Here is a 19664-nt window from a genome sequence, read left to right on the forward strand (position 1 = left end):
ATGGGAAACACTGTTCTGATCCTCACCAACGACGAGGACACCACCGCTAACCGTGTAGCGGCTGAACTCGCTGTGCGCGGCGTCCCGCTCGTGCGGCTGGACTCCGCCGACTTCCCGACTCGCATCACCATGTCCGCAGAGATCGCAACGGGCGCGACATGGGCCGGGACCATCACCGGAACCGGGCGCAGTGCGCTCGACCTCACCGACGTGGGCGCCGTCTATTACCGGCGCCCCACGCAGTTTCAGTTACCCGAGGGCATGAATCCCGCCGAGCAGCAGTTCGCCTACGGAGAGGCCCGGCGCGGATTCGGCGGTGTCCTCGGCGCCCTCGACAGCGCCGTATGGGTCAACGACCGGATCGCGGCGGCCCGCGCCGAGTACAAGCCGCATCAGCTCGCGGCCGCGTCCCGAGTCGGCCTCGACATCCCGTCGACCCTGATCACCAACGACCCAGACCGAGCGCATCACTGGGCCAAACAACAGGACAGCCCGATCGTCTACAAGCCCCTCTCCGGCATCTGGCACGCCGACGACAACAAGCTACGCGCCATCTACACGAGTCCGGTAACCAATCTCGACGACTTGCTCGACCCTGCCCTCGGACACACCGCCCACCTGCTTCAACAGCAGGTCCCCAAGGCTCACGAAGCGCGGGCGCTCGTCGTCGGTGAGCGCGTGTTCGCCGTCGCGATCGATGCCTCGACCGACCGCGGACACACTGACTGGCGTTCGGACTATGACGCCCTCAGCTACCGAGTGATTGAGCTACCCGAGGCCGTGTCGCGCAAGCTCGTCGAGCTGCACCGGCAGCTTGGACTCGTCTTCGGTGCCGTCGACTTGATCCACTCGCCAGACGGCCAATGGGTGTTCCTCGAAACGAACCAGTCCGGCGAATGGGACTGGCTCGCCGAAGAGACCGGGATAGGCGTGGCCAGCGCACTCGCCGACCTGCTCACCGGAAAGGCCCCCACATGAAGGAGCAGCACCTCGCCCACCAGCTTGCCCAGCAGCTCACCACGGCCGGCAAGCTCTCCGGCCCATGGCGCGCAGCCTACGAAGCGGTACCGCGCCGCCACTTCATCCCCGACGTGGCGTGGGTCAAGCCCGACGGCCCCGCCCCCGGGTACAGCATCGACCGCGACCAGGACGAACTCTCGTGGTTGAGGGCGGTCTACTCCGACGCCTCCATCGTGACCCAGCTCGACGGCGGCACCGGCGATCTACGAACCGGCAAAGGCACCCCCACTTCGTCCTGCTCCGCCCCAGGCATCGTCTTCACCATCCTGAAGATCCTCGATGCCCGCGACGCAGACCGCGTGCTCGACGTCGGTACGGGCACTGGATGGACCGCTTCGCTCCTGTCGCACCGCGTCGGCTCACAGAACGTCGTCTCGGTCGAAGTCGACACGGAAGTCGCGGCCCAAGCCGCCGACAACATCAACGCAGCGGGCTACGCCCCTCGACTCGTCGTCGACGATGGCGGCGACGGGCACCCAGAGGCCGCCCCCTACGACCGGATCCATGCCACGTGCGCGGTCGAGCGCGTCCCGTACGCCTGGGTCCGTGACACCCGCCCCGGCGGCGTGATCGTCGCCCCATGGACCCCCGCCTACGGGCACGGGCTCCTTGCCCGGCTCGTCGTCACCAGCGAGGACCAGGCGATCGGACGCTTCCCCACCACTGCGAGCTTCATGTTGCTGCGCTCGCAGCAACAGAGCGCCGTATGGTCGCCCCACCACAACGACAAGGCGCACGAGTCGACGACCCGGCTCGATCCGCGATCTGTGGCGGTCGCCCCGGCGGGAGCAGATCTCTTCATCACTGCCATGGCGCCCGGCATCACGGCATTCCCCACCCCGGATGCGGACGGCGGGTTCTCCCTGCTGCTCGTGGAAGCTGACAACCCCGGCGGCGCGTGGGCCGCGGCCGACTACGTCCCCGGAGCGAGCGCGTACACGGTGACTTGGTTCGGCGACCGCAACCTCTGGGACGAGATCGCCGCCGCCTACCTCACTTGGGTGGCCGCGGGACAGCCTGAACGCGACCGATTCGGAATGACGGTCTCACCCCACGGTCAGCACCTGTGGCTCGACCAGCCTCAGCACGTGCTCGGCCCTCCCGGGTAGCCACCAGACCACTGCGCCCGCCATCGATCCGCAAGGGCCCCGACCCTCTCGTGGAGAGGGTCGGGGCCCTTGCCTGTGTGGTCAGCCTGGGGCGCTGGTCATCATCGACCGAGTTTTGTATCGTTGTGGAACAAACCCGCCGTGTCACACAAGGATGGTTCCTTTGCCCAGCTCACAGGTCATTAGTGGTTTTAAGGCACTCCTCCTCGACATGGACGGCACGATCGTCAACTCCGACGCCGTGGTCGAGCGGTGCTGGCGCCGCTGGGCCGTGGAGCACGGGCTGGACCCCGAAGAGGCGCTGAAGGTCGTCCACGGCCGCCAGGGCTACGCCACCATGGCCGTCCTGCTGCCGGACCGCCCGATGGAGCAGAACCTCGCGGACAACCGCGTGATGCTCGCTGAGGAGACGGCCGACACCGACGGTGTCGTCCCCGTCCCGGGCGCCCCCGCCTTCATGGCCTCCCTCGCCGGGCTGCCGCACGCCCTGGTGACCTCGGCGAACGAGCCGCTCGCCCAGGCCCGGATGAGCGCGGCCGAGCTGCCGATGCCGACCGTACGCGTCACCGCCGAACGGGTCGGCGCGAGCAAGCCGGACCCGGAGGGCTTCCTCAAGGGCGCCGCCGAACTGGGCTTCGCCCCGGCCGACTGCATAGTCTTCGAGGACTCGGAGGCAGGCATCCAGGCGGGCCTGGCAGCAGGAATGCGAGTCATAGGCATAGGCCCCCGAGCGGCCAAGCACACGCCGACGGCGCACGTCCCGGACCTGACGCACATAACGGTGACGGCAGAACCGAACGGCACGCTGACGCTGGAGATCGCCCAGTAGGGCGACCACCTTCACAGGGGCGCCCTTTCATAGGGGGCGCCCCTTCGGCGATCGCCCCACAGGGGCGCTTTCAGGGGCGCGGGGCTGTGACACTGTGCGGCTCCGCCGCGTGGGCGCGACCAGCCATAGACGGCCCGCGCCCGACCAACGACCGGAGATCGCCCCGCAGGGGCGTCCAAGGGGCGCGGGGAACTGCGCGACCAGCCACAGCCGGCCCGCAGACAAAGCCACCGCACCCCCGGAGGGCCCCGCACCCGAAAGTAGGCTCAGCCGGCCACGGCCTCAAACAGGCTGAACCCGGCGAGCGCACCCATCAGCGCCGCCGCAACCTTCGTGATCAACCGAAGCGGCACGTACTTCATCAGCGTCCGCCCGCCCAGAATCCCCAGCCCCGCGACCGCCCACAGCGCCAGCACCGCACCCACACCCACCGACAGCGGGCTGTCGTACCGCGCGGCCAGATTCGCCGTCATGATCTGCGTCAGGTCCCCGAACTCGGCGACCAGGATCAGCATGAACCCCGCCCCGGACACCTTCCAGAACGACTGGTCGGCCGGGGCCTTCACCCCGTCCTCCTCCTCGTCCTTCTTGAACAGCAGCATCGCCGCGCCCGCGAGGAAGAGGACGCCCACGATCGCCTGGAGCAGCCGGTGCGGCAGCAGGGTGAGTACGCTGCCCGCCGCGATGGCGAGCGCGACGTGCAGCAGGAACGCGGCCGCGACGCCGACGAACACGTACGACGCCTTGTAGCGGGTGCCGAGCATCAGGCCCGCGAGCGCGGTCTTGTCGGGGAGTTCGGCAAGGAAGACCACGCCGAACGTGATCGCCAGGATGGTGAAGCTGAGCACGGAAGAGGTTCCTCAATCGGTCGGGCGCGGTGCGGCCGTACCGAGAGCGTGACAACGAAAGAATCCGGGGTCGCTTCGGCACAGCAGCTGCGCCATGAAGCGGAAGCGGTCATGGTTCACTGCGGCCGAAGGTCTCGCTGGCGAGCCCTCGCGGGCCTGCCTCCGGGCGCCGGCTGGGTCCCTCCCGAAGGAGGGTCCAGCAGTATGTCGACGTTCCGGCGAAGAGCTACTCCCCTTCTGCTCCGTACAGAATACGTGACACCGCCCCGCACCCGGCAGGGACCAAAGTCCCCCGGGTCCCGGACGGGGCCGAGGTCACAGCGGCACGTCCCGGTGCACCCGCCCCCGCGCCACCAGCTCCAGCACCACCGACACCGCCACCGCCTGCACCGCCATCAGCGCGACCAGCACGAACAGCTGCACCGCCCCCGCCTGCACCGGTGACGCCCCGCCGAGCAGCATGCCGACGAACGCGCCGGGCAGCGTGACGAGCCCCACGGTCCGGGTCTGGTCGAGGCCGGGCAGCAGCGCGTCGGACGCGGCGGTCCTGGCCACCTCCAGCCGGGCGTCCCGGTCGGGCAGCCCGAGCGCCATCCCCGCCTCCACCTCGCCGCGCCGCACGGTCAGCTCGTCCAGCGCACGCCGCCCGCCGAGCACGGTCGCGGTGAGCGCGCCGCCGATGAGGATGCCGGTGACGGGGATGAGCGCGATGCCCTTGGCCGGGACGAGCCCGGTGAGCAGCAGGGCGCCGACCACCGGGGCCACCCCGGCCGCGATCGGCAGCGCGGCCCACCGCCAGGTGTCGTTGGCCGTCATCCGGCGCCCGGCCGTACGGACCGCCACCGCGTACATCAGCAGCAGGAAGCAGAGCAGCAGCGGCACCGAGCCGACCACCCAGCGGATGGCGCTCGCCACCACCGCGAGCTGAACGGCCGCGCGCACCCCGGCGACCAGGATCTCCTTCGCCCGGCCGAGCCGCGCCACCGCCGCGACACCGGCCGCGACCAGGAGCAGTACGGCGAGAACGACCCCGAGCGTGACATTGACGGGCAGCAGCACGCGCCCACGGTACGCCGGACCCGCCCCCGTATCGGGTGGGGCAACCGTGGCATACGGGGCGTCAGTTACCTTGCGGGACAAGGGTGTCAACAGCGCCGCAGCCCTTGATGTGACGTGCCCATGTCGTCACTCTGTTACCTGGCGCCCACCCCACGGAAACCTGGTGCCGCCACGATGACCGGGCCGCGCACCCGCGCGCCCGGCCAAGGTCCCCCCACACCAAGGGAGTTCGCATGTCAGGTGTCTACGCGCGTCGAATAGCCAGGCTCTCCGCGCTCACCGCCTCCGCCGCCCTCCTCGCCACCGCGAGCCTGCTCACCGCCCCCGGCGCCCAGGCCTCGCCCCCCACCCCGGTCAGCGCCGCCACCGCCCGCAGCTATCTCGCCGCCATGACCGCCACCCCGGAGGGCTCCTCCGACGGCTACAGCCGCTCCAAGTTCCCGCACTGGATCACCCAGTCCGGCACCTGCAACACCCGCGAAGTCGTCCTCAAGCGCGACGGCACCAACGTCGTGACGGACTCCAGCTGTGCGGCCACCAGCGGCAGTTGGTACTCCGAGTACGACGACGCCACCTGGACGGCCGCCGCCGACCTCGACATCGACCACGTCGTCCCGCTCGCCGAGGCCTGGCGCTCGGGCGCCAGCTCCTGGACGACCGCGCAGCGCCAGGGCTTCGCCAACGACCTGACCCGACCCCAGCTGATCGCGGTCACCGACAACGTCAACCAGGCCAAGGGCGACAAGGACCCGGCCAAGTGGCTGCCCTCGCGCACCGCGTACCGCTGCACCTACGCCCGGATGTGGGTGGACGTGAAGCACTACTACAACCTGACCGTGGACACCGCCGAGAAGTCCGCGCTGCAGTCCGTGCTCAACGGCTGCTGAAAGCCCGCCGGCTGCTGAAGATTCGCTGTCCCGCCCCTTCGTCGTTCCGTACCGTACGGAGCGACGGAGGGGACGACATGGCCGGACTGCGCCTGGGACCACTGCTGCGGTACGTCGACGGCGCGTCCGGCACCTCGGCCACGCTCTGGGTGGAGGCGGACCGGCCGTGCACGGCCGAGGTGCGCTGCCCCGGCGGCGCCTCGGGCTCCTCCCGTACGTTCCAGATCGCCGGGCACCACTACGCGCTGATCCCGGTCACCGGCCTCGCCCCGGGCACCGCCACCCCGTACGAAGTACTGCTCGACGGGCGGGGGGTGTGGCCGCCCGAACGCTCCCCCTTTCCCCCGCCCGTGATCCGCACGCCCGCGCCGGGCGCGGGCCCGCTGCGCGTCGCCTTCGGGTCCTGCCGGTGGGCCGCCCCTCCCAAGGGCGAGCGCGACCCCGCCGGGCCCGACGCCCTGGACACCCTCGCCACCGTCCTCTCCGCGCGCCTGACCGCCGACCCGGACGCCGAGCGGCCCGACGTCCTGCTGCTCCTCGGCGACCAGGTGTACGCCGACTCCGTCTCGTCGGCGACCCGCCGCTGGCTCGCCGCCCGGCGCGATCTGGCCGACCCGCCGGGGGCGCAGGTCGGGGACTACGACGAGTACACCCGGCTCTACGACGAGTCGTGGGGCGACCCCGAGGTGCGCTGGCTGCTCTCCACCGTGCCGAGCTGCATGATCTTCGACGACCACGACCTGATCGACGACTGGAACACCAGCGCCGCCTGGCTGGCCGAGATGCGCGCCACCCCGTGGTGGTCGGAGCGGCTGGTCGGCGGGCTGATGTCGTACTGGGTCTACCAGCACCTCGGCAATCTCCCGCCCGCCGAGCTCGCCGCCGATCCGCTGTACGCGGCGGTGCGGAGCAGCCCCGACGGCACGGAAGCGCTGCGCCGCTTCGCGGCCGGGGCGGGCGCCGATCCTGCCGCCGTGCGCTGGAGCTACCGCCGCGACTTCGGACGCGTACGGCTGCTGATGGTGGACAGCCGGGCGGCCCGGGTCCTGGACGAGCAGAAGCGCGCGATGCTCGACGAGGCGGAGGCCGACTGGGTGCGGGAGCAGGTGCTCGACGGGACCGGCCCGTACGACCACTTGCTGATCGGGACCTCGCTGCCGTGGCTGCTGCCGCCGCTCGTCCATGACGCGGAGGGCTGGAATGCGGCCCTGTGCCGGGGCGAACGCGGCCCGCGCTGGGCGCGGTTCGGCGAGAAGGTGCGCCGCCGGGCCGACCTGGAGCACTGGGCGGCCTTCCCCTCCTCCTTCGCCGGGCTCGCGGAGCTGATAGCCCGCGCCGGCACCGGGCCGCAGGCGCCGGCCACGGTCTGTGTGCTCTCCGGCGATGTGCACCACGCCTACCTCGCGGAGCCGGTCTGGCCCACCGGCGGCCCCGACGCGCGCGTGCTCCAGCTGACCTGCTCGCCCGTCCACAACTCCGTCCCCCGGGCGCTTCGGGCCGCGTTCCGCTTCGGGTGGAGCCGGTGGGGGCGGCGGCTCGGCCGGGGGCTGGCCCGGCACGGCCGCCTCGGCCGGCCGCCGGTGCGCTGGCGCCGCAGGGGCGGCCCCTGGTTCGGGAACCAGCTGATGACGCTGACGCTGACCGGGCGCGCGGCCCGGCTCCGGCTCGACCAGGCGCGGGCGGGGCGCGCCGGGGCCCGCCTGGTCACGGTCCTGGACGAGGACCTCACTCCGTAACCCTGCGTCCCGGCGCATTCGCTTTACGTCCATATATGCCCCCCGTAAAGGCAGATTCCAGCCAACCCCAGTCGGGAATCAACCGGAATCTGGCCATCTACTTAAACTTGAACTTGCAAGCACTAATCAGGTCTACCTAACCTTGAGGCTCCACCGGCCCCGTCCCCCACACCGAAGGAGCCCGTCCCCATGGCTTCCCCCACGCTCCCCTCCGCTCTGAACACCGAGCGCGCCAAGCCCTACGCCCTGGGCCTCTTCCGCATCGTCACCGGCTTCCTCTTCGCCTGCCACGGCGCCGCCTCGCTCTTCGGCTGGTTCGGCGGCGCGGCCGGCACCGGCGGCACCATCGAGACCGGCGCCTGGCCCAACTGGTACGCGGCCGCCATCCAGCTCGTCGGCGGCCTGCTGATCATGGCCGGACTCTTCACCCGCTCGGCCGCCTTCCTCTCCTCGGGCTCCATGGCGTACGCCTACTTCGACGTGCACCAGTCGGGCGCGCTGCTCCCGCTGCAGAACGGCGGCGAGAACGCCGCGATGTTCAGCTGGGTCTTCCTGCTGCTCGTCTTCACCGGTCCCGGCGCCCTCGCCCTCGACCAACTGCTCGGCGGCCGCACCGCCACCGCCGCCGCTCCGGAGGCGACTGCCGCCGCCACCCCGGCGGGCACGGCGCGCTGACGCGCTGACACATCCGAACGACCGTTCATCGGCTCGCCGGTGACACCCCACCCCCGAACGGAAACCCCATGCGCCCCAGGCGTACGCTGTACGGCTGTACAGCGACCCGGCCGCAGACCAGCGACAGCGGGGCGCATTCCGTTCGGGGGTCGTAGTGCTGGAGAGTGTGGGGTCGCTGACCGGCAGCCCATGGATTTATGCCGTGGTGACTGTCTCCGTTCTCCTGGACGTGTTCCTCCCCGTCCTGCCCAGCGGGGTCCTGGTGATCACCGCCGCGACCTCCGCGGCGGCCGGATCGACCACCGCGGCGGGCGCCCCGCACGCCATACGCGACGTGCCCGACCTGCTCCTCCTCGCCGCCTGCGCCGCCGCGGCCTCGGTGCTCGGCGACCTCGTCGCGTACCGCCTCGCCTGGCGCGGCGGGGCGCGGCTCGACAAGGCCATCGCCCGCTCCCGCCGGCTGACCCGCGCACAGGAACGTCTCGGCGCCGCACTGAGCCGGGGCGGCGGCGCGCTCGTCGTCATCGCCCGGTTCGCCCCGGCGGGCCGGTCCGTCGTCTCCCTCGGCGCGGGCGCGGCACACCGCACGCCCAGGGAGTTCCTGCCGTGGTCCGCCCTCGCCGGGGTGGCCTGGGCGGGCTACAGCGTCGGCCTCGGCTACTTCGGCGGGCGCTGGCTCGGCGCGACCTGGCTCGGCACGGGCATCTCCGTCCTCGCCCTGTTCGCGGCGGGCTCCCTCGCCGCCTACGTCATGCGCCGCCCGGCCCAGGCCGCGGTGGCCGGCCCGGCGGCCTGACGCACCGCAGGGCTACGCCGACGCCGGTGTCCTGACCGGCACTCCCCGTATCTCCAGGCCTTCGAGCAGCTCGGCCGTGGCCCGCGCTATCTCGTCCACCGCCCGGTCGAAGGCCTCCTGGTTGTGCGCGGCGGGCGCCCGGAAGCCGGACACCTTGCGCACGTACTGGAGAGCCGCCGCGCGGATCTCCTCGTCGGTGGCCTCCTCGGGGAGGACCGGCGGCCTGAGCGTCTTGATGCTTCTGCACATGCCTCAAGTGTGACGGGTACCACTGACAACGGCCTCGGTAGAGTCGGAGGCATGGCGGCAGCAGACGAGGCGAAGACACAGGAGCCCAAGGGGCCGACGGCACCGGCGGCACCGGCGGGGCCCTCGGAGCCCGTACGGATCGACAGCTGGATCTGGTCCGTCCGGCTCACCAAGACGCGTTCCATGGCGGCGACGGCGTGCCGGGCCGGCCATGTCCAGCTCAACGGCGAGCGCGTCAAGCCCGCGCACACCGTGAAGGTGGGTGACGAGGTGCGGGTGCGCCTGGAGGGGCGGGAGCGGATCGTCATCGTCGCGAAGGTCATCCGCAAGCGGGTGGGCGCGGCGGTCGCGGCCGAGACCTACGTCGACAAGAGCCCGCCGCCGCCCGCCCGTTCGGACGTGCTGGCCGCCGGTGTGCGCGACCGAGGCATGGGCCGGCCGACCAAGCGGGACCGCCGGGAGATGGAGCGGCTGCGCGGACAGTAGGGGCCCGCGAGTCGTTGGCCGGTACGTAACTCGGAGGCCAACTCCCGCTGTACCGGAGTAACTTGGAGGGCCGGGGGCCAGGGGAGCCCCCGAACCGTCCCTAGAGGAACACGCCATGATCCTGTTACTGCTCGTCCTGGCGCTGGTCCTGTACGGCTTCGGCTTCAGCCTCGGCGGCATAGTGTTCTGCGTCGCCGTGGTGGCCGTACTCTTCAGCGTCCCGCGCCGTGGCCGCTCCACGGCACCGTCCGGGGGTTCGTCCGGCAGCTCGTCCGGAGGCGGCGGATCCAGCCGTGGCACGGACACCGACTACCGGGCCTACCGCGCCCGCCGGGAACGTATGGACCGGTGGGAGCGGCGCTACCGCAGGGAGCGGAACAGCCGTCTGTTCTCCCTGCGTCGCCCTTGACCGATCGAGCGCCACCGAACAGCGCACCGAGCACGACCTACGCGCGCGAGGGCCCCGACCGACATCGTCACCGACGTCGGTCCGGGGCCCTCGTGCGTGCGGCGCGCCCGGTCAGTGGGCGGCCGCAGTCGTGCTGTCGACGGCCGTGCCCGTGCCGCGGGGCTCGGCCGTGGCGGCCTTGGGCGCCAGGAGCCGTTCGGCGAGGTGGCCGAAGACCAGCCCGAAACCGGCCCACAGGGTGAGCTGGATGGCGAGGGCCGCGAGCCGGAACTTCCAGAGCAGCATCGCCGGGAAGTCCTTCGGGACCTCGTTGACGGCGGGCAGGAACGCGTACGCGAGCCCGATGGCGACCAGGAAGGCGGCCGAGGCGGCGACGGTCGCGTTCCAGTTGCCGAGGCGGGGCGCGAGCCGCTTGCCGAGGATCACGGCGGAGACGGCGAGCAGCACGCTCAGCGCGATCATCAGGAAGTACAGGGCGGTGCGTTTGCCGATCGTGTCGGGGTCACCGATGGACGGCGGGTTCGCCGGGTACTTCAGGAACGGGACGACATAGACGGTCGCAAGCGCGCCGAGCGAGACGAACGCCGCCGTGGCGCGCGGCCCGAACCGGCCGATCCGGCCGAGCGCGACACAGAACGCGAGCGCGGCGATACCGCCGAGGGCCACTCCGAACACGAGCACACCGGTGGCGAGGCCGCCGGTGGACTGCAGGGTGCGGCTGAACACCTCTTCGCCGTGCTCGTGCGCGTGCGCGTCCTCGAAGTCGATGGCCGCGTCCACCCGGGGCTCGCCCAGGACGTACGCCACGATGAGCGCCAGCAGGCCCGCTGCGAGACCGGCGAGCATGCCGCGCACCAGCAGGGCCCTGACGTGCAGGGAGTTCACGAGTTGGTTCCCCTGGTCTCAGTGGCAGGGGAAGCCGAGCAGGTGGCGTCCGTCGTGGACCCACTCGTGGACGTTCTCACCGGAGAGGAGGCTCGTGGCGCCCTGCTCGGCGCCGACGAAGTACAGGAGGACGAGCATGAGGATGCCGAAGAAGAGCGCCCAGGGGGCGATCGCCTTGAGCGATATGGGGGTGATGGCCGGCGTTGCTGCTGCGCTGGGCGCAGGGGCGGCGGAGAGTGCCACGGCAGAACCTCCTGGGGAACACGCGTCCCGGTCATTGGTGCCTTTGTCGACGGTGGTGGGTCTGACTTCCCCGTCTTCGCTCCCTGTTGAGGGCGCTCGCCGGGTTCACAGTGGCGCGACCGTGCCGGATTCTCACCGGGCTTCCTTCACACCGTCTTTATGTCGACGAGACCGTACCGCGTGAGGGACCGCGCCGCTACGGCGCGCGGGGGCACAGCCCCCGCGCGAAGTGCGCGAACGGCCGTGCTCTGCTTGACCCATGACCGTACGCGTGATGTTGATCTCACCCCCGGCCGACCGCTACGCGCGCGAGGCGAGAGTCGGCGACGACGCGGCCGCCCCGGACGAGGGCGCGGTCCGCAGGGTCAAGGACGCGGCGGCGGCGCTTCCGGTGCCGGCCCGTCGGCTGAAACCGCCCGCCTCCCGCTACGAGTTGGCGGACGGCCTGCCCACGGGCGACGAACCGGCCCTGGCCGACTGGGATCTGGGCCGCTGGCGGGGGCGGCGCCTCGACGAGCTGAGCGCCACGGATCCCACGGGGGTACGGGCCTGGCTCACCGATCCCGGGGCGGCGCCGCACGGCGGGGAGAGCCTGCTCGCGCTCGTCGCGCGCGTGGGCGCGTGGCTGGACACGCTGCCCGCGGCGGGCGGCCGGATCCTCGCGGTCGCCTCCCCGGCGGTGGTCCGCGCGTCCGTGACCCACGCCCTGGCCCTGCCGCCCGCCTCCTTCTGGCGCCTGGACGTGGCCCCCCTGTCCCTGACCGAACTCTCGGGCCGCGCGGGCCGCTGGAACCTGCGGTGCGGGCGGCCGGCGGAGGGGGTGCAGTAACGACGAAGGTCCCCCGCCGTCGGATCCGGATGCGCTGGTGTGCCGCAGGGACGCGGCCTCGCCATCGACTCCGCCACCGGCTCGGAGGGGTCTGCCGTCGCTGGCCCTGGACCCGTACCGCAGGCAGTACGTATGAAGACGCCCCCCGTCTGGCCTTCGGGCCGGGCAGGGGGTCTTTCGTCCTGCCAGTGTTGACGGGCAGGATCAAGAACATGCGACGCACTCTCCTGCTCGGCGGCACCTGGTTCCTGGGACGCGCAATTGTCGAGGCTGCGCTGCTTCGCGGTCGGGAGATCACCATCTTCAACCGCGGGCGCTCAGGCCCCGACCTTCCGAACGTCGAATCGGTCCATGGCGACCGCACCAACACCGACGATCTCCAACGCCTCGCAAGACTCGGCCCGTGGGATGTGGTGATCGACACATCAGCGTCCGAGATGGCGCCCCGGCAGGTCCTCGACAGCAGCAAGGCTCTCGCGTCGGTCGTCGACCGGTACGTATACGTATCCACGGTCAACGCCTACAAGGGATGGCCCAACGAGCCACTGTCCGAGGCCAGCCCCCTCTATCCAGCACTCCCGAACGCCGACCGCGATTTCGGGGTGGCCGAGGGCGTCACTCTGCATTACGGGAAGCAGAAGGCCGGAGCCGAGGCAGCCGTGTCCAGCGTCTTCGGCAGCCGCGCCACGATCCTCCGGCCGAGCGTCATCCTTGGACCTGGCGAGTACGTCGGTCGTCTGCCCTGGTGGTTGCGCCGGGCGGAGCGTGGCGAGAGCATCCTCGCCCCCGGGCGGCCGGACAAGACGATCCAGCCGATCGACGTACGCGACGTCGCGGACTTCGCTCTCATGGACACGATCAGCGGCGCGTACAACTTGGCCGCGCCGCAAGGTCGAGCCACCATGAACGATCTCCTGACTACATGCGTGACGGTGACCGGCAGGCGTGGACACCTCGTATGGGCGGCCGATGAAGTGCTCACGTCCCACGGCGTCCGCGAATGGACTGAGCTCCCCTTGTGGCGCACCGCCGCCGGCACATGGGCTGTCGACACGACCCGGGCACAGGCAGCAGGACTGGTGTGCCGTCCGCTCACCGACACCGTGGCCGACACCTGGGCATGGCTGTGTGACGGAGACGGTCCGGTGGCTCATCCGCGTTGGGCCGACCACGGGATCGACCCTGTGAAGGAAGCCGCGATCCTCGCCGAGCTGGACTAGCTCTCTATCGCGATGCGGCTGCCCGGTAGCGACCGGGCAGCCGTCGCCGTGATGAAGTCCTCGATACGCTCGCCCAGCAGCCGCGCGACAGGCGCACCCTCCAGCTCGGGCCGCGTCAGGCCCGCCCGCAGATGCGAGACCCGATCGACGAGGCCAATGGTCCGCCAAGCGACCGGAGTTGCGAATACCTGCGCAAGCGCCTCTTCTGCGCCCTCTAGCTCACCTCGTTGCAGGCGCGCCCGCGCTAGGTCCACCACTACCCGCATGTGGACCGGTCGATCCCCGACTGGTCCGGAGTCCAGCAGGGCCAACGCGTGGAGTGCCGATGCCTCGGCTTTCGCGCTGTCGCCCAGCACGAGGTATGTCGTCGTGTGGCTCATCGCGGCGCGGGCGGGCGGGAACGCGAACCCGCCTCCGATGTCGTCGTGGAGCTCGTCGCGTACGCCGCTGCCCGACTCCAGGGCGGCCTGCACCGCCCGCTCGGCCTCGCGGACGCGTCCGAGGTGCGCGCAGGCCCGCGCCTCGATTGCCGATAGTCGGATGCGGCCCGTATCCCCCACGGCGGCAAAAGACTTGGCGATCTGGATGTCCCGCAGCGCCGCCGTGGGGCGCCCGTCCCAATAGGCCAGGTAGGCAAGGACGCCATGGGCGTACGCCTGGAGCGGAGCATGCTCGATGACCTGTCCGTACATAGCCGCAGTGCGGGCGAACTGCGTTGCCGGGCCGAGCATCCCGAGATCGAACGAAGCGACCGACAGGAGTGCCCCGGCCTGGCCGGCTGCGAGGTAGAGGCGTGACTGCTGGCTCGGGCGCCGAGTTCGTGTCAGCTTGTCCTGCGCGTCGAGCAGCAGTTCCTCCGCCCTGCGGAACGCAGCGACTGGGTCAGTCGTGTCGTAATCGATCGCCAGGGCGTGGACTTCGTCGTCGAGTTGGTCGAGGGTCATGTCGGGAAGGTGGGCCGAGGCGTCCGCGGCGTGGGCCGAGGCCTCACGAGCAGTCATGGCGATATCACTTTCCTTGAGCACTGGTTCTGAGGTGACCGCTTCCAGGCTCGGAGCAGGGGCCATCAGTTCCCGGACCGTAAGGCCAAACAATCGCTCCAAGATGCGCGGTGCTGGGGGGTTCGGGACCACGGGGTGCCCACTCGTCCACCGACGCCACGTAGGTTCAGAGATGTCTGCGGTCCGGTACAGGTCGTCGTCGTGTGCGGCGCCTATCTCTTTGCCGACCCGTCGGTATGCCGCCGCCACCTCCGCATACGGCCAGCCACGGGCCAGCGTCAGGGCATGGAGCAGATTCCTTGGCTCCTGCTGCGACATGAGCGTCCCTCCGGAGCATGCGCCAGGCCAATGGCGCCAGCCGGTCAGCATGGTGACTATCGCCCTCCCAGAGTGCCGTGGAACGGCTCTCGGCGAGGTGATATCCATGTGAAACCCCGCCGCGTCGTGTGAGACCCACGTGATAGCTCCAGCGCATGGTGCGCCTTCGCCTAGATCGCGAGCCTGGATGGCCAGACAAACCGGCCATGTATGAGGGGGCATTGGTGAATACGACTCGCGGAATCGGCCAGGCAACGGGCAGAGCCGCCTCGGAGCGCTGTGCTTTGGCGCAGTACCGGCGCTGCGAGGTGTGCCACGAGATGGGTGCAGACGTCATCACCCGCATGTTCGTCGCTGACTCCGGTGGCGACCACACGAGCTATGCGCACCGTGGCTGCGCCGAGGCGGCCGGGACCGCTGTGGTCCTGGAGGGCCAGACCTGGGAGCCGGGGCAGCTCGCCCCCGCCGGCCCGGCCACGGGCGGCTGCTGCGTCGGCCTGTACGCCTGCATCTCCGACAGCCGCGACCCGGACACGATGCTCGACGCACTCCGCACCTACGCCTCGGCCCAGGGCTGGATCGTGACGGCGGCGCTGTATGACGTCGGGCCGCTGGACCGCCCGAAGGACAAACGGCCGGGCCTCACCCGCGCGCTGCGATTGCTGGAGGACGGGCGGATCCAGGGCCTCGTGACGCTCACGGCGGCGCATCTGGCCGTCGCCGCCCCGTTCCGGGAGCTCGCCGCCGGTTCATTCATCAGCTACGTCCAGCCCAACGAAGTGAGCGCGCCGTGATGAACCAAGCCAGCAAAGCCATCACCGACTGGCTCGCCTCGGCCCACGACGTGCCGGCGCAGGCCCGCCGGGAGTTCGCCGTGGGTGTCGCACTCGTGCCGACCGGCGAGAAGTTCGACGCAATCCGTCTGCCCGCCGACATCGTCCACGCGGCGGCGGGCGGCGAGGACCCGGACACCGTCGCCTCGTTCCTCGCTGAGGCCCTGGAGGACGGAGCGGTCATCCATGACGCGTACGGCGTCGGCGTCTGGTACTACGCACTCGTTCCACCGGGCACGCACGCTGCCTGGCGAGTGCCGCGCGTCGAGTGCCTACGCCCGGGAACCTGGCTGGGCATGCCCCGCATCGACCTGACCGCACGGCCCGGCCCGTACTGGACCCTGCCGCCGAACGCGGTGGGCTCCGTGTGCGCGGCGCGGGCCGTGGCCGACCTGGTGGCGCTCGGCCAACGCAGGCTGCGACAGGCGCGGTCGGCGGAGCGGACGCTGTGAGCGACCCGCTGCACAAGGAGCCCGCACCCCGATGAACCGCCCGCTCCCGGTCGGATTGGGCCGCCGGGGGCGGGTGCCTACCTCGGCCGCTTGCCAGCCGCTGGCACGCGGCCGGGGTTACGCGGCGACAAGATGGGCGGGTGGGATCCTGATCGCTTCAGCGATCAGGATCAGGGAGTCGAGCGAAGGTGACGACTGGCCCTGCTTGATGCGGTTGTACGTGGCTCGGTCCATGTCGCACCGGATCGCCGCTGTCTTCTGCGACAGCTTCGCGTGGAGGCGTGCCTCGCGGATGCGGTCACCGACGGCCCGTCGGCGGGTGAGTACCCAGGCGGAGCGTGGCACCTGCCCACGCTCGTGGGTGCATGATCAAAAGCATGTAAAACCCCGCGGGAGTGACACATGAGCATGATCACTTGGGAATGTGGACTCTTAGTGGACTTCGATCACGCAACAGCCCCCCAGTCGATCAAGACTGAGGGGCTGTTAATCGTGCTCCTACCTGCTACGGAGCCTCACGGTGGGCATGGACGGTTTCGAACCGCCGACATCTGCTTTGTAAGAGCAGCGCTCTACCCCTGAGCTACACGCCCGTGGCACATCCGTGGATGAGGGAACAGCGTACATGGCCCCCGGGGCGGAGCTGCAAACCCGTTCGTGGGGGCAGGCGGGGTCGGGCCGGGTCGGGGGGGGGAGAGCGCGAACTAATCGGGCCGTGTGTTCGTCAGTACCAGGTGGGAGAATGAACCGGCAGGCGGACACGGCACGGGAGAGGGATGTGACGGCGACACACGCGCGGCCGTACAGCAGAGCGGGTGCCATCGTCCCCGGTGTCGCGGTGCGGGCCGCCGGGGGGCGGCGGGCCCTCGGGGACGCGCTCGCGCTCGTCGCGCTGCCGCTGGTGCTCGGGGCCGCGCTGCTGCCCGGGGCGTTCGCCGGAGGCGGGACGCGGCGGTGGTTCGGCGGGCGCGGGGAGAGCGTGCGGGCCGACGCGCAGGCGGCCAAGGACGCGGCGGCAGCCGCCTTCTACGAGCTGGACACCGCCCAGCGGGACCTGCGGATCTCCATCGAGACGATCACCGCCGTGGACAGCTCGCCGCGCGCCCGCAAGGCCGTGGACGACTTCGCGGCGCTCGGCCGGCGGATCGACGAGGTCAGCAACGACTACATCACCGCCGTCGACGCGCACGACCTGGACCGCGACGGCCTGGAGGCCTCGGTGGCCTCCCGGGCCCGGGGCGAGCTGACGAAGGCCAAGGACGACCTCGTACGGGTCAAGGGCGAGCTCGACCGGTTCGAGCAGAGCCTGGGGCCGCTGCTCTCCACCGCCGAGACCCAGCTGGCACGGCTCGCGCCGGCCGTGGAGCGGGCGCGACAGGCGCTCCTGGGCGCGAGCACCGCTCTCGATTCGGTGCGGGCGTCCGGACTGAGAGCGGACGATCTGGCCGCCCGCCTGGCCGCACTGGGGCCCGAGCTGACCCGGCTCAACCAGGGCGCCGGGCAGCACGGCGTGCCCGAGACCCTGGAGCGGGCCGACCGGGTGCTGCGGGAGGCCGAGGGCGTGCGTGCCGAGGCCGAGCGGCTGCCCGAGCGGGCCGCCGAGATCGACCGCCGCCTGGTCTCGCTGCGCACGCGCGCGCAGGCGCTGACCACCCGGGCCGGGACCGTCGACCCGGTCCTGAGCGAGCTGCGGCGCCGGTTCGCGGCCGCCTGCTGGCAGGACCTCCAGCAGGTGCCCGACCAGGCGCTCGCGAACGTACGGCAGGCCGAGGAGAAGCTGAAGGAGGCGGCCACCGCGCGCGACGAGCAGCGCTGGGCCGACGCGACCTCCCGGCTGAGCACGGTCAGGGCGCTCCTCAACTCCACCGACGAGGCCGTCTCGGCCGCCGGGGACCGGCTCCAGCGGCTCAACGCCGTCGCGAAGGACCCGCAGCAGGAGATCCAGCGGACGCGGTTCGCGATCCGGGACGCACAGCGCCTCGCGATGTCCGGCCGCAACACCCCGGACCCGCGCGACGCCCGCCCGCTGGACGACGCCGTGGCGCGCCTGGAGCGCGCGATCGCCACGCTGGAGGGCCGCCACCCCGACTACTGGCACTTCCTCACCGAGACCGAGGCGGTCCGGCAGACCACCGCGCGCGTGGTGGCCCAGATCCGCGAGGAGCGGGGGCACGGGGCCTGACGGCCGTCACCGGGACGAGTTGTCTCCGCCGCGCGGCGGGCGGATCCTGGGAGGTACGGACGACACGAGGAGGCCGCCCATGGCCACCCAGCCGCTTCATCCCCTGCGCCACCCCATGCGTACCCCCCATGTGTCCCTCGACGAGCATCTGCCCGTCGACCACCGGCTGAGCCAGGTGTACCGCTTCGGCGCCGGGCTCATGGGGCTGTTCCTGCTCGTCTTCGGCATCCTGGGGCTCACCCACAACATCGGGTTCTTCGACACCGGCGGCAAAGAGGTCGCCGGGCTGAGCACCAACGGCACGCTCAGCGTGATCTCGATCGTCGTCGGGGCGCTGCTCCTCTACGGCATGGTCAAGGGCGGCAACTTCGCCTCCTGGCTGAACATGTCTCTCGGGGTGCTGTTCCTGATCAGCGGGTTCGTGAACCTGGCCCTGCTGGACCGCGGCTCGCAGAATTTCCTCGCCTTCAAGATGCAGAACGTGATCTTCAGCTTCCTGGTGGGTCTGGCGCTGATGGTCTTCGGGATGTACGGGCGGGTCAGCAGCCATCTGCCGCACGACAACCCGTACTGGAGGGCGCGGCGCGAGGCGGAGGCGCAGGCGGAGCCGGGCGTACGGGAACGGCCCCTGCGGTAAGCGCACGCGGCCGCGGCAGGCCCGTTAGCCTTGGGCCATGCCTCGCTATGACTACCGCTGCCGCTCGTGCGGCGACACGTTCGAGCTCAGTCGGCCCATGGCCGAGTCCGCCGCGCCCGCGATGTGCCCTGCCGGGCACGAGGACACGGTGAAGTTGCTGTCCACCGTGGCTGTGGGTGGGATGGCCAAGGGTGCGCCTGCGCCGTCCGGCGGGGGCGGGTGTTGTGGTGGGGGCTGCTGCGGGTAGGTGCTTTGACTGCGGGCCGTATGGGGCTGGGCGCGCAGTTCCCCGCGCCCCTAGTGTCGCTTCCGCGACAATGTGAGGCCGTCCGCCACGATCAGCATCACCGTGTCCATCCGCTCGTCCCGCCTCACGTGCTCGTTGAACCGCTGGATCCCGGCGGCGGGACCGGTCGCCGCCGGGTCCAGGACCTCACCGTGAAAGAGCGTGTTGTCCACGGCGATGAGGCCGTTCTGCCGCATCCTGGGCACCAACTCCTCCCAGTACGCGATGTAGTTGTCCTTGTCCGCGTCGAGGTAGGCGAAGTCGATGTGCGGCTCGGCGGGCATCGCCCGCAGGGTGTCGAGCGCCGGAGCGATCCGTAGCTCCACTTTGTGCGCCACGCCCGCCTTCGTCCAGGCCTCGCGGCCGTACGCCGTCCACTCCTGCGAGATGTCGCACGCGATCAGCCGTCCGTCGTCGGGCAGCGCCTGCGCCATGGCGAGCGCCGAGAACCCGGTGAAGGTGCCGACCTCCACCACGTGCCGGGCGCCCGCCAGCCGGACGAGGAACGCGAGCAGCGGGGCCTGTTCCTCGGCCGACTGCATGCCCGCGTGGTCGGGCAGCCGGGCGTACGTCGTCTCCACGAGCTCGCGCTGCACCGCGTCCAGGGGCGGGTTGTGCGCCAGCATGTACGCGTACAGCTCGTCGGTGATCTTCGTGCTGTTTCCCTTGGTCATA

Annotated in this window: 24 protein-coding genes, 1 tRNA gene and 1 riboswitch; of the genes, 16 read left to right on the forward strand and 9 right to left on the reverse strand. The window is 71.0% G+C overall.

Annotation, left to right across the window (positions count from 1 at the left end; translation table 11 throughout):
* From tgmB to OG965_RS14720, 3 genes are all read left to right on the forward strand, one after another.
* Positions 1-978: an ATP-grasp ribosomal peptide maturase gene (gene tgmB / locus OG965_RS14710; RefSeq protein WP_371652515.1), complete on the forward strand. Its 978-nt coding sequence runs from the start codon at positions 1-3 to the stop codon at positions 976-978.
* Positions 975-2129: a methyltransferase domain-containing protein gene (locus tag OG965_RS14715; protein ID WP_371652516.1), complete on the forward strand. Its 1155-nt coding sequence runs from the start codon at positions 975-977 to the stop codon at positions 2127-2129. Before tgmB ends, OG965_RS14715 begins: the two co-directional genes overlap by 4 nt.
* 163 nt (positions 2130-2292) lie before the next feature.
* Entirely contained in the window at positions 2293-2958 is a 666-nt protein-coding gene (locus tag OG965_RS14720) for an HAD family hydrolase (protein ID WP_371652517.1), read from the forward strand.
* A 266-nt stretch (positions 2959-3224) separates the two neighbouring features.
* Here the strand turns inward: OG965_RS14720 and OG965_RS14725 are convergent, their stop codons facing one another.
* Together OG965_RS14725 and OG965_RS14730 are read right to left on the reverse strand one after the other, a co-directional pair.
* Entirely contained in the window at positions 3225-3806 is a 582-nt protein-coding gene (locus OG965_RS14725; protein WP_371652518.1) for a TMEM165/GDT1 family protein, read from the reverse strand.
* A 315-nt stretch (positions 3807-4121) separates the two neighbouring features.
* Positions 4122-4865: an ABC transporter permease gene (locus OG965_RS14730; protein WP_371652519.1), complete on the reverse strand. Its 744-nt coding sequence runs from the start codon at positions 4863-4865 to the stop codon at positions 4122-4124.
* Positions 4866-5098: 233 nt separating this feature from the next.
* On the opposite strand from OG965_RS14730, the gene OG965_RS14735 reads away from it, so the two are divergent.
* From OG965_RS14735 to OG965_RS14750, 4 genes are all read left to right on the forward strand, one after another.
* Positions 5099-5752, forward strand: coding sequence for an HNH endonuclease family protein (locus OG965_RS14735; protein ID WP_371652520.1), 654 nt, complete (start codon positions 5099-5101; stop codon positions 5750-5752).
* A 77-nt stretch (positions 5753-5829) separates the two neighbouring features.
* Positions 5830-7488 carry an alkaline phosphatase D family protein gene (locus tag OG965_RS14740; RefSeq protein ID WP_371652521.1) on the forward strand — a complete coding sequence of 553 codons (1659 nt, stop codon included), beginning with the start codon at positions 5830-5832 and terminating at the stop codon, positions 7486-7488.
* A 189-nt stretch (positions 7489-7677) separates the two neighbouring features.
* Positions 7678-8163, forward strand: coding sequence for a DoxX family protein (locus tag OG965_RS14745; protein ID WP_371652522.1), 486 nt, complete (start codon positions 7678-7680; stop codon positions 8161-8163).
* A gap of 154 nt (positions 8164-8317) precedes the next feature.
* Entirely contained in the window at positions 8318-8959 is a 642-nt protein-coding gene (locus OG965_RS14750) for a DedA family protein (protein ID WP_371652523.1), read from the forward strand.
* Positions 8960-8971: 12 nt separating this feature from the next.
* Here the strand turns inward: OG965_RS14750 and OG965_RS14755 are convergent, their stop codons facing one another.
* Positions 8972-9208: a DUF2277 domain-containing protein gene (locus OG965_RS14755; RefSeq protein ID WP_371652524.1), complete on the reverse strand. Its 237-nt coding sequence runs from the start codon at positions 9206-9208 to the stop codon at positions 8972-8974.
* Between the two features lie 51 nt (positions 9209-9259).
* Here OG965_RS14755 and OG965_RS14760 point away from each other — a divergent pair, with 51 nt between their 5' ends.
* Positions 9260-9694 (forward strand): RNA-binding S4 domain-containing protein, encoded by a 435-nt coding sequence (locus OG965_RS14760; RefSeq protein WP_371652525.1) that lies wholly within the window; start codon positions 9260-9262, stop codon positions 9692-9694.
* A 115-nt stretch (positions 9695-9809) separates the two neighbouring features.
* Positions 9810-10103, forward strand: a complete 294-nt coding sequence (locus OG965_RS14765; protein ID WP_371652526.1) for a hypothetical protein — start codon at positions 9810-9812, stop codon at positions 10101-10103.
* Between the two features lie 111 nt (positions 10104-10214).
* On the opposite strand, the gene OG965_RS14770 is transcribed toward OG965_RS14765, so the two are convergent.
* The gene (locus OG965_RS14770; protein WP_371652527.1) at positions 10215-10988 is read right to left on the reverse strand and encodes a CbtA family protein; all 774 of its coding nucleotides are present in this window, start codon (positions 10986-10988) and stop codon (positions 10215-10217) included.
* A gap of 18 nt (positions 10989-11006) precedes the next feature.
* Positions 11007-11231, reverse strand: a complete 225-nt coding sequence (locus OG965_RS14775) for a CbtB domain-containing protein (RefSeq protein ID WP_371652528.1) — start codon at positions 11229-11231, stop codon at positions 11007-11009.
* A 33-nt stretch (positions 11232-11264) separates the two neighbouring features.
* A riboswitch (cobalamin riboswitch) is annotated at positions 11265-11422 on the reverse strand.
* A gap of 68 nt (positions 11423-11490) precedes the next feature.
* On the opposite strand from OG965_RS14775, the gene OG965_RS14780 reads away from it, so the two are divergent.
* Together OG965_RS14780 and OG965_RS14785 are read left to right on the forward strand one after the other, a co-directional pair.
* A complete protein-coding gene (locus OG965_RS14780) occupies positions 11491-12060 on the forward strand; it encodes a histidine phosphatase family protein (protein ID WP_371652529.1) in 570 nt (189 codons plus the stop codon).
* Positions 12061-12272: 212 nt separating this feature from the next.
* On the forward strand, positions 12273-13280 hold the full coding sequence (locus OG965_RS14785; protein WP_371652530.1) for an NAD-dependent epimerase/dehydratase family protein: 1008 nt from the start codon (positions 12273-12275) through the stop codon (positions 13278-13280).
* Here the strand turns inward: OG965_RS14785 and OG965_RS14790 are convergent.
* On the reverse strand, positions 13277-14224 hold the full coding sequence (locus tag OG965_RS14790) for a hypothetical protein (protein WP_371652531.1): 948 nt from the start codon (positions 14222-14224) through the stop codon (positions 13277-13279). The genes OG965_RS14785 and OG965_RS14790 overlap by 4 nt on opposite strands.
* A 695-nt stretch (positions 14225-14919) precedes the next feature.
* Between OG965_RS14790 and OG965_RS14795 the strand changes: the two genes are divergently transcribed.
* On the forward strand, positions 14920-15393 hold the full coding sequence (locus OG965_RS14795; protein WP_371652532.1) for a hypothetical protein: 474 nt from the start codon (positions 14920-14922) through the stop codon (positions 15391-15393).
* The gene (locus tag OG965_RS14800) at positions 15393-15884 is read left to right on the forward strand and encodes a hypothetical protein (protein WP_371652533.1); all 492 of its coding nucleotides are present in this window, start codon (positions 15393-15395) and stop codon (positions 15882-15884) included. The genes OG965_RS14795 and OG965_RS14800 overlap by 1 nt, the downstream gene beginning before the upstream one ends.
* Before the next feature lie 117 nt (positions 15885-16001).
* On the opposite strand, the gene OG965_RS14805 is transcribed toward OG965_RS14800, so the two are convergent.
* On the reverse strand, positions 16002-16229 hold the full coding sequence (locus OG965_RS14805) for a helix-turn-helix domain-containing protein (protein ID WP_371652534.1): 228 nt from the start codon (positions 16227-16229) through the stop codon (positions 16002-16004).
* Between the two features lie 176 nt (positions 16230-16405).
* Positions 16406-16477: transfer RNA gene (locus tag OG965_RS14810), tRNA-Val, on the reverse strand.
* 185 nt (positions 16478-16662) lie between these two features.
* On the opposite strand from OG965_RS14810, the gene OG965_RS14815 reads away from it, so the two are divergent.
* The 3 genes from OG965_RS14815 (at position 16663) to OG965_RS14825 (ending at position 18950) form a co-directional block, all read left to right on the forward strand.
* Complete coding sequence (locus tag OG965_RS14815; protein ID WP_371652535.1) at positions 16663-18066, forward strand: hypothetical protein; 1404 nt, start codon at positions 16663-16665, stop codon at positions 18064-18066.
* A gap of 79 nt (positions 18067-18145) precedes the next feature.
* Complete coding sequence (locus tag OG965_RS14820; RefSeq protein ID WP_371652536.1) at positions 18146-18703, forward strand: DUF4383 domain-containing protein; 558 nt, start codon at positions 18146-18148, stop codon at positions 18701-18703.
* Between the two features lie 37 nt (positions 18704-18740).
* Positions 18741-18950, forward strand: coding sequence for a zinc ribbon domain-containing protein (locus tag OG965_RS14825; RefSeq protein WP_371652537.1), 210 nt, complete (start codon positions 18741-18743; stop codon positions 18948-18950).
* A gap of 50 nt (positions 18951-19000) precedes the next feature.
* On the opposite strand, the gene OG965_RS14830 is transcribed toward OG965_RS14825, so the two are convergent.
* Positions 19001-19663 carry an O-methyltransferase gene (locus OG965_RS14830; protein WP_371652538.1) on the reverse strand — a complete coding sequence of 221 codons (663 nt, stop codon included), beginning with the start codon at positions 19661-19663 and terminating at the stop codon, positions 19001-19003.
* Position 19664 lies beyond the last annotated feature (1 nt).

The organism is Streptomyces sp. NBC_00224, from assembly GCF_041435195.1.
Lineage (GTDB): Bacteria > Actinomycetota > Actinomycetes > Streptomycetales > Streptomycetaceae > Streptomyces.

Coding starts and splice junctions, on each gene's coding strand:
- OG965_RS14785 (WP_371652530.1), top strand. CDS start 12,273: ATGCGACGCACTCTCCTGCTCGGCGGCACCTGGTTCCTGGGACGCGCA.
- OG965_RS14795 (WP_371652532.1), top strand. CDS start 14,920: ATGGGTGCAGACGTCATCACCCGCATGTTCGTCGCTGACTCCGGTGGC.
- tgmB (WP_371652515.1), top strand. CDS start 1: ATGGGAAACACTGTTCTGATCCTCACCAACGACGAGGACACCACCGCT.
- OG965_RS14760 (WP_371652525.1), top strand. CDS start 9,260: ATGGCGGCAGCAGACGAGGCGAAGACACAGGAGCCCAAGGGGCCGACG.
- OG965_RS14790 (WP_371652531.1), bottom strand. CDS start 14,224: ATGACCCTCGACCAACTCGACGACGAAGTCCACGCCCTGGCGATCGAT.
- OG965_RS14765 (WP_371652526.1), top strand. CDS start 9,810: ATGATCCTGTTACTGCTCGTCCTGGCGCTGGTCCTGTACGGCTTCGGC.
- OG965_RS14715 (WP_371652516.1), top strand. CDS start 975: ATGAAGGAGCAGCACCTCGCCCACCAGCTTGCCCAGCAGCTCACCACG.
- OG965_RS14830 (WP_371652538.1), bottom strand. CDS start 19,663: ATGACCAAGGGAAACAGCACGAAGATCACCGACGAGCTGTACGCGTAC.
- OG965_RS14800 (WP_371652533.1), top strand. CDS start 15,393: ATGAACCAAGCCAGCAAAGCCATCACCGACTGGCTCGCCTCGGCCCAC.
- OG965_RS14825 (WP_371652537.1), top strand. CDS start 18,741: ATGCCTCGCTATGACTACCGCTGCCGCTCGTGCGGCGACACGTTCGAG.
- OG965_RS14755 (WP_371652524.1), bottom strand. CDS start 9,208: ATGTGCAGAAGCATCAAGACGCTCAGGCCGCCGGTCCTCCCCGAGGAG.
- OG965_RS14780 (WP_371652529.1), top strand. CDS start 11,491: ATGACCGTACGCGTGATGTTGATCTCACCCCCGGCCGACCGCTACGCG.
- OG965_RS14735 (WP_371652520.1), top strand. CDS start 5,099: ATGTCAGGTGTCTACGCGCGTCGAATAGCCAGGCTCTCCGCGCTCACC.
- OG965_RS14740 (WP_371652521.1), top strand. CDS start 5,830: ATGGCCGGACTGCGCCTGGGACCACTGCTGCGGTACGTCGACGGCGCG.
- OG965_RS14820 (WP_371652536.1), top strand. CDS start 18,146: ATGGCCACCCAGCCGCTTCATCCCCTGCGCCACCCCATGCGTACCCCC.
- OG965_RS14745 (WP_371652522.1), top strand. CDS start 7,678: ATGGCTTCCCCCACGCTCCCCTCCGCTCTGAACACCGAGCGCGCCAAG.